Here is a 10,408-nt window from a genome sequence, read left to right as displayed (position 1 = left end):
GCAGCCTCCCAAGCGTCGATTGGTTGCTCGGGGACCGAGGCTATGACGCCGACTGGTTCCGAGGGGCGTTACAAGACAAAGGGATACGCGCCTGCATCCCCGGCCGAAAGCAACGCAAGATCCCGGTCAAATTCGACAAGCGCCGGTATAAGCGGCGAAATCGCATCGAGATCATGTTCGGAAGGCTGAAGGACTGGCGGCGCGTGGCAACCCGCTATGACCGCTGTCCGAAAGTCTTCCTCTCAGCCATCGCCCTCGCTGCAACCGTCATCTTCTGGTTATGAATCCTGACCCTAGGGCTTTGTCAGGTTACTGATGTCAGGCTGAGTTTATTGGCGATGGCGAAGATCAAGCGGTCAATTCGGCTGAATAGCCGGACCACAGCGAGAACGCGTCGTACCTTGCGTGGCGGTAAGATTCTGCGGACAGGCGGTGGCGCTTCGGGCGGAACAGACTGGCGGCCTGATCGTGCGCGGATAGGAACCGCTGTCCCTGGCGCGGGGATTTGAACCGGCCCATGATCTTCTCGCGTCTACGGGTATGCCGGTGGGAGGCCTCGCTTCGGTTGTTCAAGCCCTTGTGCTGGCGATGCTCGATTCCGGGTGCGATCTGTGCCTTGGCTGCACCGTAGGATCGCAGTTTGTCCGTTACCAGGACACGGGGCTGGCCCCACCATTTCATGAGTTTCCGCAAAAAACGGAGGGCTGCGGCCTTGTTGCGTCGCGACTGGATCAGGATTTCGAGCACATCGCCCTTGGCGTCGACGGCCCGCCAAAGCCAGTGGCTCCGGCCCTTGATCCGGATCACGACTTCATCGAGATGCCATTTTTCCGCCGGCGTTGAACGGTCACGGCGGATCTTAGCGGCAAACTGATGCGCGAACCGGTTCACCCAGTCACGGATCGTCTCGTACGAAACTGTGACACCGCGTTCCGCCAACAGCTCCTCGACGTCAAGGCTCAGAGCGAACCGATGGTAGGCCCAAACGGCGTAACCAATCACGCTTCGTGGAAACCGGAAGCCTGTGATCCGGGACAAATCTTCGATGTTCAGCATTACAGAGAACTAACCCGCCGATGCGGCGTCAGCAACCTGACAAAGCCGACACAGGCGCTCTGCCCGACCTTCTTGCCGAGGTGTTCGGTCCGGTGCGCCGTTTCATCGGAGACGGGGCTTATGATGGTGTAACAACCGCCGCGACAATCCGGCACCCGTTTGGTCCGGATGTCGAGTTGATCATTCCGCCGCCGAAGAACGCCGTTCCCGGAGATTGCCAGGCACGCAACGCCCATCTCGACATGATAACCGAAACTGGCCGAATGGCATGGCAGAGGGCCACTGGCTATGGTCAGAGATCGCGCGGCGAGGCCCAGATCGGGCGCTGCAAGCAGGTCATCGGACCGGAACTGCGCAGCCGCAACATGGAGACCCAGACAGCCGAAGCCCGCATCGCTTTCAATGCCCTCAACCGCATGACCCGTCTCGGCCGTGCGGCCTGTGAGCGTGTCGCATAACGAACCGGGGAAAGGGGCAAATGCGGCCCGAGCGCTATTCGTGCAACGCGGTCCATCTGACCCTAGCTTTGCTGGTTCAGCACTTTTTCCAGCCGGGTGATCGCCTCAGCCCCTTTTAGGCTGTTTTTCCACAGCTGTTCCGTTGCTTCCTGGTGCAGCTGAACGGATTCCTGGGCGGATGTGATTGTGGCAACTCCGATGCGGACATTGGGATAGATGCCAAGCCGGAACGGGCTGACGGCAACTTGCGCCTGATTGCCATTGCGAAACAGCTGAAAGCTCGAACCCGGAGCGGAATCCTCAACAACGCCGATTTGTGTGCCGATCGGCTGCTCTTGTAGCAGGCCGATGATGTTCTCGATTTCCAGCCTTGCGGTCCGCCGCCGGTTTGCCAGTTCGGCACCGGACAGGCCCTGGCGGCCGACAAAGCCGGAATGGGCAAATTGCTCCAGCTCGGCGCTGGACACCAGGCTGACGATATTCGGGCGGCGCTCGCGAAAATTGGTTTTTCTTTCATGAAGCGTTTCCAGAATCTGCGCAATTTCAGAATCGAGGCTGCTGCGGTCGGCAGCCTCGTCTGGCACGCTCTCCCTGAGCACTTGGCCCAGGCTTTCATCGAAATGGTCGGTGGTCAGCAGATAGGAAACCGGCCCGAACAGAACGCTGATCTGTTCCGCCGTGGCTTCGATCTGTTTCATTCGTTCAAAGAAGGTAACCGCAGAGGCGATATATTCGGAACCTACGCCGAACAGCGACGTCAGCGAAACGTCCAGCAGGTCGGCGATCTTGCCCAAAGCGTCCACCCGAATCGGCTGGCCGGCTTCGTAACGGTAGATGGCCGCCCTTGATATGCCTGTTTCCTTGGCAACTTGCTCCGGGGTCAACCCTTTGCCCAGCCGGTAGGAGCGCAGGCGTTCACCCACTTGCAGAATTGCTTCGTATTGCGTCGCCATTGACGTATCAACCTTATGATCTTGAGGCACACTATCAAGCCGAAGACAAATTCGCAAACTTTAGATGGGTCGCTTTACCGTCTCAAAAATGAGAATTTTCTTGACTGTGAAACCATCGCCCCGCTATGACATTCCTACCAATGGGAGGACACCATGACTATTATCTCACATTCGCTTCTAAAGCGCGGCGCGCTAGCGATTTCTGCCGGCGCATTCTTCCTCAGCGCCATGCCCGTAATGGCGCAGGAGTTCGTTGCCCGTATCGGGCATCTGGAAACGCCCCAACAGAGCCGCCACATCCATCTTGAAAAGGTTGCGGCGCTTGTCTCGGAGCGGACCGACGGCGCAGTTGAATTCCAGATTTTCCCCCAGGGCCAGTTGGGCAACCAGCGGCAAATGACCGAGGGCGTTCAGCTGGGCACACTGGAAGCAACGGTCGCGCCGGCCGCATTCCTGGGCGGTTTCAACCCGGTGGTTTCGGTGCTGGACATCCCATATCTGCTGCCCTCTGACGAGACAGAAGCGCAGGCGCTGCGCGCTGGTGCCTTCGGCAAGGCACTGCTCGACTCCTTCACCAGCCGCGGCGTTGTCGGCCTTGCCCTGTGGCCCAATGGCCGCAAGAACTTCACCTCCAATCAGCCTCTGGACAGCATCGAAGCCTTTGCGGACCAGAAGTTCCGGGTGATGGACAGCCGCATTCTGATCGAACAGTTCAACGCGCTTGGAGCCTCCGCGATCGCGCTGCCGTTTGGTGAACTCTACACATCGTTGCAGACCGGCGTTGTCGACGGCGAAGAGAACCCGGCCGACACCATCCTGCGGATGAAGTTCCACGAAGTGCAGGACTACCTGCTGGTGTCTGACCATGGCGCTATGGAAGATGTCGTGTTGTTTAACCCTTACTGGTGGGAAAGCCTGCCGGAGGAATACCGCAGTGTGATCAACGACGTCTTTGCAGAAATCGTGCCCGAGCTGACCGCGCATAAGGCCGCTTCTGTTGCCGCGGCGCTGGACGAGATAGCCAAGAGCGACATTGAAGTGCGTGTGGCTTCCGCCGAAGAGCGCCAAGCGCTGCGGGATGTCATGTTTGCCCCCGCGCAGGCTGCATATCTCGAGCGTGCCGGGGATGAAGGCGCCGCGCTGATCGAAATCTACAAGGCACAGGCCGCCGAGTAATTTCGGCGGGATCTGTCCGGCCAGACCATCTGTCAGGCCGGACCAGACGGCAAGCGCGCGGCCGTTACAACCGTCGCGCGCCACATTGGCACCGGGCAGCGCTGCCCGGATGCCCAGGGAAGGACTATTTCCATGCTCAATCTGCTTAGACGCACAGAAAGGACCTGCCTGGTTGTCCTTTTCCTGACGATGTCAGCACTTTTCTTCTTCAGCGTGGTTGCCCGCGAAGTCGGCGGCACCTTTGCAAGCCAATTTGCCTGGATCGAAGAAGCGGTCCGGCTGATGAATACCTTTCTGGTGTTCCTCGGGCTAGGGCTTGCGCTGGAGCGCGGCCGCCATGTCGGGATCGACACGCTGCGCAACCGGCTGCCGGAAACATTGCGGCGCCCGCTGTTGAAACTCATCGATGCCGCCGGTTTTGGCTTTTCGATCTACCTGGCCTGGCTCGGTGTTGAGCTGTCCCAATTTGTTCTGCGCACTGGCCAGAGCAGCCCGACGCTGGACGTACCGATGGGCTATGTCTACCTGGCGCCGGTTTTGGGCTTTGGCCTGCTGGGCCTCCGGTTTGCGCTCAGCTTCTTCGGAGTAAGCGACCGCTTTGCCGAAACTGAACAAGACGAAGCAGAGGACCACTAATGCTCATCCTAATCATCATTCTTGCTTTGGCGCTTCTGGTGCTGGGCTTTGAGATGTTCCTGGTACTGGGAATTCCCGCGATCGCCGCCAAAGAGGCATTCTATGGCCGGCTTCCAGATCCCGCGGTTGTTCAGAAAATCTTTGGCGGCATCGACCACACGACACTTCTGGCGATCCCCTTCTTCATTTTTGCCGCGCATCTGATGGGCGGCGGGCAGATCGCACGCAACCTCACCGGCCTGGTGCGCGCGCTGATCGGACATACCCGCGGTGGCATGGGCCACACGGTGATTGGCGGCTCCATGGCCTTTGGCTCGGTTTCGGGCTCGGCGCCCGCCACCGTGGCGGCGATGGGCAAGATGGTCTACCCGGAAATGCGCAAGAGCGGCTTCAGCCAGAAGTTCAGCCTGGGCCTGCTGGTTGCCAGCGCCGAGACCGCGCTGCTGATCCCGCCGTCGATCACCTTCATCATCTATGGCTGGATGACCGGCACCTCGATTGCGCGGCTGTTTGCCGGCGGTCTGGCCGTTGGTATCTTCTTGGGGCTTGCTTTTGCGCTGATGGTCTTCATTGAGGCTCGCCGCAACGGCGTGACCGCGGGAGAGCGCTCCACTTGGAAGCAGCGGCTGCGCGCCGTCAAAGACGCGGGATGGGCCCTGGGCATGCCCGGCATCATCCTGGGCGGTATCTATTCCGGCTTCATCACCCCCACCGAAGCCGCCGCGGTCAGCGTAATCTACGCGATCTTTGTCGAGATGGTGATCTATCGCAATTTCGGCTTCAAGGATCTGTTCCGGATCACCGAGCAGAGCGCGATTTCCACCTCCGTGATCTTCGTGCTGCTGGCAATGGGCGGGCTGATCTCCTTCTTTGTGACATTGGCGCAAGTGCCCACCCAGATCAGTGATTTTCTGGCGGCAATCAATGCCGGTCCGATTACCTTCTTGCTGGTGGTCAACGTGTGTTTCCTGATCGCAGGCATGTTCATCGATCCGAACTCGGCGCTGCTGATCCTGGTTCCACCTTTGTATCCAGTCGCCACAGCGCTGGGGGTAGATCCGGTTCATTTCGGCATGATCGTTACCCTGAACATCAGCCTGGGCATGATCACCCCACCGTTCGGGCTCGACATATTCGTGGCGTCCTCGACCCTGGGCAAGCCAGTCCTGGACATCATCAAAGGGGTTTGGCCTTTCGTCGCCGTCAACATCATCGTGCTGCTGATCGTGACCTATGTACCTGAAATCTCTCTCTTCGTCCCCAAACTGATCTTCGGTTAAGAAAGGGAAACCAATGACAATCAAATCGATTAACGCCGGAGCACAGGCTCCGGCGACTGGGAAAGTCATGGAAGTTGAAACCCGTGTCAAAAGCAACGTCGAGGTGAACGGAGAATACCGCCAGCTGGTGCTGGACGCTCCGCAGGAAATCCTCGATTGCCAACCCGGCCAGTTCTTTCACCTGCGGTGCCCGGTGTCCGGTGGGCTGCAACCCTATCTGCGCCGCCCGATGAGCATCTACGGCTATTACCCGGAAAAGGGGGAGCTGCATTTTCTCTACAAGGTGACCGGCGAAGGCACCCGCGCCATGGCCGGGCTGAAGGAAGGCGATGCCTTCAACGTGCTGGGACCAGTGGGCAAGGGGTACACGATCCGCGATGACTGGCAGCATCTGCTGCTGGTGGCGCGCGGTGTTGGCCTGGCGACCCTTGCGCCGCTGGCGCAGGAGGCGCGCCGCCTCGGCCGCAAGCTGACCGCGATCTGCTCGGCCCGCAATCCGGGCGTGCTGATGTCGGTGGATCTGTTCCGCGAAATGGGCGCCGAAGTGATTACCGTTACCGATTCCGAGGGCACCTCGGACATGGAAAACATCGCAGCGATCATCGAAGAACGGATCGCCGTCGGCCAAGCGGACGCGCTTTACACCTGTGGCTCGAACCGGATGCTGAAACTGCTTCAGGATCTCGGCAACAAGCACGGCGTGCCGGGCGAGATTGCCCTGGAACAGCAGATGGCCTGCGGTGTCGGCATGTGCCAATGCTGCGTCCGCTCGTTCCGCCGTGAGGGCGGCATCACCCATGAGCGGGTCTGCCGCGAAGGACCGGTGTTTGATATTCAGGAGGCAATGGCATGGTAAGTCTGACCACGAAAATCGGCTCTCTGACGCTGGCAAACCCGATCATGCCCGCATCCGGCACCTTCTCCGAGGATCTGGCGGATGTGATCGACATCAGCGTGTTGGGCGCGCATGTCACCAAGACCATCACCCGCGAAAAGCGCGGCGGCAACCCGACCCCTCGAGTCTGCGAAGTGCGCGGCTCGATGCTGAACTCGATCGGCATCCCGTCCAAGGGGATCGATTATTTCATCCAGAACGTGATCCCGTTCTACCAGCGGTATGACGTGCCGCTGGTGGTCAGCATCTCGGCCCATAACGCCGATGATTTTGCCCGGATCTGCGAGGAGATCTCGGTGCCCGGCGTTGCGGCGATCGAGGTCAACATCTCCTGCCCCAACATCGAAGAAGACGGCAAGGCTTTTGCCATGCGGCCATCCTCGACCCATGCGGTGATGACCAAGCTGCGGGCAGCGTCGGATCTGCCGCTCTGGGCCAAACTGACGCCAAACACTGGCGAGGCCACCGAGGTGGCAGAGGCCGCACAGTCCGCCGGGGCGGATGCGCTGGTGGTGTCGAACACATTGCTGTCGATGGCGATTGACGTCCATTCGCGCAAACCCAAGCTCGGCAACCTGATGGGCGGCCTGTCGGGCCCGTCGCTCAAGCCGATTGCCCTGCGGATGGCCTATCAATGCGCCAAGGCGGTGGATATCCCGGTTATCGGCTGCGGTGGCATTTCGACGGTGGAGGACGTGGCCGAATATCTGATCGCCGGTGCCACCGCGGTTCAGGTCGGCACCGCAACCTTCATCAACCCAACCGCGATGGTGACGCTGATTGAGGATCTGAAACAGTTCCTGCAGTCCCAGAACATTGAAAACATCGCCGATCTGGTTGGCAGCGTCCGCGACGAAGATGCCGCCGATTCCGTTGTCTTCATGGAGGCCGCACCGTGACATCCCCTGCCATGGCCGCTGCCGCAGAGATTGCCGAGCACCGGCAGGCGGCGGAGATTTTCGCGGCAGTCGCCGCAATGAGCCGGGACAGCGCGGGCGTCAGCCGCCCCGCGTTCTCGGAAACGGAAACCGCGGTGCTGCGCTATCTGGAAGAGCTGGCGCAGCAGGTGGGACTCGCAACGGAATATGATGCCGGCCAGAATTTGGTGATGTCGCTGCCCGAAGATGCCGAGGCCAGCGCATTCGTCCTGATCGGCAGCCATGTCGACAGCGTGCCGATGGGCGGCAATTACGACGGGCTGGCAGGCGTTGCCGCCGGGCTTATCTGCCTGCTGCGGGCGCGGGCCAACGGCACGCGCTTTGCCCGACCGCTCAAGGTGATCGCCATGCGCGGCGAGGAAAGCGCCTGGTTCGGCCCCTGCTATATCGCCTCCAAGGCGCTGATGGGGGTGCTGAACGCGGCGGAACTGGCCTCGACCCACAAGGGCGATGGGCGCAGTCTCGACGCGCATATGGAAGACACCGGCATCCCCATGGAGCCGGTGCGCGCGGGCACACCGCTGATGGCAGCCAGCAGCATTCTGGAATATATCGAGCTGCACATCGAGCAGGGCCCGCTGCTGACCGGCAAGGACCTGCCTGCCGCCGTGGTGCAGGCGATCCGCGGCAATTTCCGCCACAAGGCGATCCGATGCACCGGCGAGGCCGGCCATTCCGGTGCGGTGCCGCGCGCCTTCCGTCGCGATCCGGTGCTGGCGATGGCCGACCTGCTGACCCGGCTGGACGAGACCTGGCTGTCGGTCCTGCAAATGGGTGGTGATCTGGTGGTGACATCTGGTGTCGTCCATACCGACGCCAGCAAGAACGCGCTGTCACGGATCCCGGATCAGGTTGAGTTTAGCCTCGACATCCGCAGCCAGGACCAGGACACGCTGGACGGCATGCAGCGGCTGCTGTTCGAGGAAATGGAGCAGATCGCGCGCGACCGTAAAGTGCAGTTCGAAGCGGATCGGGTCAATGCGACGGCACCTGCCAGAATGTGCCCCAAGGTGGTGAATGGGCTGAGCGCGGCAATGGAACGCCTCGGGCTTGACCCGATGGTGATGGCCTCCGGCGGCGGGCATGACGCAGCGGTCTTTGCCAATGCCGGGGTTCCCAGCGCCATGGTCTTTGTGAGGAACCAGAACGGCTCGCACAACCCGGACGAAATGATGGAGATCAGTGATTTCCTGGTCGGCACCTCGATCATCTACGAATATCTGACAAGGGCACCAGAGCATGACTGAAATGCTGACAATCACCCGTCCCGACGACATGCACCTGCATCTGCGCGACGGTGCGCTGTTGCAGGCTGTGACCCCCTGTTCCAGCCGCGATTTCGGTCGCGCCATCATCATGCCGAACCTGGTGCCGCCGGTGACCACCGTGGCAGAGGCGCTCGCCTACCGCGACAGGGTGCTGGCGGCGGTGCCGGACACACATGACTTCCAGCCACTGATGACCCTGTATCTGACCGAAACCACCAGCCCGGATGATGTTGCCCGCGGCTTTGAAAGCGGCGCGGTTAAGGCGGTAAAACTCTATCCGGCGGGGGCGACCACCAATTCCGACAGCGGCGTCCGGGAGATCCGCGCGGTCATGCCGGTGCTGGAGAAAATGGCCGCGAACGGGATGCCGCTGCTGGTCCACGGCGAGGTCACGGACCCGGTGATTGATATCTTCGACCGCGAGGCGGTGTTCATTGACCGGGTGCTGGAGCCGCTCCGTCGCCAACTGCCAGAGCTGCGCGTGGTGATGGAACATGTGACGACAAGGGATGGCGTCGACTATGTGAAATCCGCCGCCTCGGGGCTGGCTGCGACGCTGACCACGCATCACCTGATCCTGAACCGCAACGCGCTTTTGGCGGGCGGCATCCGGCCGCATTATTACTGCCTGCCGGTGCTGAAACGCGAAACGCACCGCCTGGCCCTGCGGGCCGCTGCCACCTCGGGGGATGCGCGGTTCTTTCTGGGCACGGATTCGGCCCCCCATGACACCAGCGCCAAGGAAAGCGCCTGCGGTTGTGCGGGCATGTTCACGGCGCTCAACACCATGCCGGTCCTGGCAGCCGTGTTCGAAGAGGATGGCCGCCTGGATCAGCTGGAGGCCTTCACGTCACTGAACGGCGCCGCATTTTATGGATTGCCGCCAAATCCGGGGAAAATCCACCTGGTCAAACGGCAAGAGCCGCTGACATGGCCCCCGCGGATCACTGCTGGCGCGCAAGCGGTAACTGTTTTTGATCCCGGTTTCCGGGTGTATTGGGAGACCCAGAACACCGACACCGCCAGCGGGATGGCAGAGGGACATTCATCATGAAAACACATGACTTTCCGGGCCACGAGGAAATTGCCCGGATGACCGCCAGGATGCTGCTGGAAATCAATGCGGTTCAGTTCCGCGCCGAGCATCCGTTCACCTTCACCTCAGGGCTGGCCAGCCCGGTCTACATCGACTGCCGCAAGGTGATCTCCTATCCGCGGATCCGCGAAGCGATGATGAGCTTTGCGGGCTCCATCCTGACGGCAAACGTCGGTTTTGAACAATTCGATGCAGTGGCGGGTGGCGAGACCGCAGGCATCCCGTTTGCGGCCTGGATCGCCGCGGATCTGGGGCTGCCCATGCAATATGTGCGCAAGAAGCCCAAGGGGTTCGCGCGGGATGCCCAGATCGAAGGCGACGTGCTGGCTGGGCAGCGGGTTCTGCTGGTCGAGGATCTGACCACCGACGGCGGCAGCAAGATCAAGTTCTGCGAGGCTCTGCGCCGGGCAGGGGCGGTTGTCGATCACACCGTGATGATCTTTTTCTACGATATTTTCCCCGAAACCCGGCAGAAACTTGCGGACCACAACCTGAACCTGCACGCGCTGGCCACTTGGCGCGATGTGCTGCAAGCTGGCAAGGAGACCGGCTATTTCGACAGCGCGACGCTGAAGAAAATCGAACGCTTTCTGGACGATCCCCTGACGTGGTCGGGCGACCACGGTGGGGCTTCAACCCTTTCCCTGTAGAG

At 60.9% G+C, this 10,408-nt stretch carries 12 protein-coding genes; 10 read left to right on the top strand and 2 right to left on the bottom strand.

Annotation, left to right across the window (positions count from 1 at the left end):
• The coding region (locus tag AC0KW6_RS20730; RefSeq protein ID WP_474035950.1) for a transposase at positions 1 to 284 on the top strand (284 nt) is incomplete at its 5' end.
• 64 nt (positions 285 to 348) lie between these two features.
• Here the strand turns inward: AC0KW6_RS20730 and AC0KW6_RS20725 are convergent.
• The gene (locus AC0KW6_RS20725) at positions 349 to 1,056 is read right to left on the bottom strand and encodes an IS6 family transposase (RefSeq protein ID WP_474035949.1); all 708 of its coding nucleotides are present in this window, start codon (positions 1,054 to 1,056) and stop codon (positions 349 to 351) included.
• Positions 1,057 to 1,076: 20 nt separating this feature from the next.
• On the opposite strand from AC0KW6_RS20725, the gene AC0KW6_RS20720 reads away from it, so the two are divergent.
• Complete coding sequence (locus AC0KW6_RS20720; RefSeq protein ID WP_474035948.1) at positions 1,077 to 1,514, top strand: transposase; 438 nt, start codon at positions 1,077 to 1,079, stop codon at positions 1,512 to 1,514.
• A 62-nt stretch (positions 1,515 to 1,576) separates the two neighbouring features.
• On the opposite strand, the gene AC0KW6_RS20715 is transcribed toward AC0KW6_RS20720, so the two are convergent.
• Entirely contained in the window at positions 1,577 to 2,467 is an 891-nt protein-coding gene (locus AC0KW6_RS20715; RefSeq protein WP_474035947.1) for a helix-turn-helix domain-containing protein, read from the bottom strand.
• Positions 2,468 to 2,620: 153 nt separating this feature from the next.
• Here AC0KW6_RS20715 and AC0KW6_RS20710 point away from each other — a divergent pair, with 153 nt between their 5' ends.
• The 8 genes from AC0KW6_RS20710 (at position 2,621) to AC0KW6_RS20675 (ending at position 10,406) form a co-directional block, all read left to right on the top strand.
• Entirely contained in the window at positions 2,621 to 3,643 is a 1,023-nt protein-coding gene (locus tag AC0KW6_RS20710) for a TRAP transporter substrate-binding protein (protein WP_474035946.1), read from the top strand.
• A 189-nt stretch (positions 3,644 to 3,832) separates the two neighbouring features.
• Entirely contained in the window at positions 3,833 to 4,279 is a 447-nt protein-coding gene (locus tag AC0KW6_RS20705) for a TRAP transporter small permease (RefSeq protein ID WP_474035945.1), read from the top strand.
• Positions 4,279 to 5,559, top strand: coding sequence for a TRAP transporter large permease (locus AC0KW6_RS20700; protein WP_474035944.1), 1,281 nt, complete (start codon positions 4,279 to 4,281; stop codon positions 5,557 to 5,559). Before AC0KW6_RS20705 ends, AC0KW6_RS20700 begins: the two co-directional genes overlap by 1 nt.
• 67 nt (positions 5,560 to 5,626) lie before the next feature.
• Positions 5,627 to 6,415, top strand: coding sequence for a dihydroorotate dehydrogenase electron transfer subunit (locus AC0KW6_RS20695; RefSeq protein WP_474035943.1), 789 nt, complete (start codon positions 5,627 to 5,629; stop codon positions 6,413 to 6,415).
• Entirely contained in the window at positions 6,409 to 7,353 is a 945-nt protein-coding gene (locus tag AC0KW6_RS20690; protein WP_474035942.1) for a dihydroorotate dehydrogenase, read from the top strand. The genes AC0KW6_RS20695 and AC0KW6_RS20690 overlap by 7 nt, the downstream gene beginning before the upstream one ends.
• Positions 7,350 to 8,639: a hydantoinase/carbamoylase family amidase gene (locus tag AC0KW6_RS20685; protein ID WP_474035941.1), complete on the top strand. Its 1,290-nt coding sequence runs from the start codon at positions 7,350 to 7,352 to the stop codon at positions 8,637 to 8,639. The genes AC0KW6_RS20690 and AC0KW6_RS20685 overlap by 4 nt, the downstream gene beginning before the upstream one ends.
• Positions 8,632 to 9,714 carry a dihydroorotase gene (pyrC, locus tag AC0KW6_RS20680; protein WP_474035939.1) on the top strand — a complete coding sequence of 361 codons (1,083 nt, stop codon included), beginning with the start codon at positions 8,632 to 8,634 and terminating at the stop codon, positions 9,712 to 9,714. The genes AC0KW6_RS20685 and pyrC overlap by 8 nt, the downstream gene beginning before the upstream one ends.
• Positions 9,711 to 10,406 carry an orotate phosphoribosyltransferase gene (locus AC0KW6_RS20675; protein WP_474035938.1) on the top strand — a complete coding sequence of 232 codons (696 nt, stop codon included), beginning with the start codon at positions 9,711 to 9,713 and terminating at the stop codon, positions 10,404 to 10,406. Before pyrC ends, AC0KW6_RS20675 begins: the two co-directional genes overlap by 4 nt.
• The last annotated feature ends 2 nt before the right edge of the window (positions 10,407 to 10,408 follow it).

The sequence above is a fragment of the Leisingera sp. SA215 genome (assembly GCF_055902035.1).
The sequence above is the reverse complement of the archived record's forward strand: the minus strand, read 5'-3'. Positions and strand labels throughout refer to the sequence as shown.

Bases quoted from the DNA above. Each gene is read 5' to 3' on its own strand.
- pyrC (WP_474035939.1), top strand. From the start codon at position 8,632: ATGACTGAAATGCTGACAATCACCCGTCCCGACGACATGCACCTGCAT.
- AC0KW6_RS20705 (WP_474035945.1), top strand. From the start codon at position 3,833: ATGTCAGCACTTTTCTTCTTCAGCGTGGTTGCCCGCGAAGTCGGCGGC.
- AC0KW6_RS20690 (WP_474035942.1), top strand. From the start codon at position 6,409: ATGGTAAGTCTGACCACGAAAATCGGCTCTCTGACGCTGGCAAACCCG.
- AC0KW6_RS20715 (WP_474035947.1), bottom strand. From the start codon at position 2,467: ATGGCGACGCAATACGAAGCAATTCTGCAAGTGGGTGAACGCCTGCGC.
- AC0KW6_RS20710 (WP_474035946.1), top strand. From the start codon at position 2,621: ATGACTATTATCTCACATTCGCTTCTAAAGCGCGGCGCGCTAGCGATT.
- AC0KW6_RS20725 (WP_474035949.1), bottom strand. From the start codon at position 1,056: ATGCTGAACATCGAAGATTTGTCCCGGATCACAGGCTTCCGGTTTCCA.
- AC0KW6_RS20700 (WP_474035944.1), top strand. From the start codon at position 4,279: ATGCTCATCCTAATCATCATTCTTGCTTTGGCGCTTCTGGTGCTGGGC.
- AC0KW6_RS20695 (WP_474035943.1), top strand. From the start codon at position 5,627: ATGGAAGTTGAAACCCGTGTCAAAAGCAACGTCGAGGTGAACGGAGAA.
- AC0KW6_RS20675 (WP_474035938.1), top strand. From the start codon at position 9,711: ATGAAAACACATGACTTTCCGGGCCACGAGGAAATTGCCCGGATGACC.
- AC0KW6_RS20720 (WP_474035948.1), top strand. From the start codon at position 1,077: ATGCGGCGTCAGCAACCTGACAAAGCCGACACAGGCGCTCTGCCCGAC.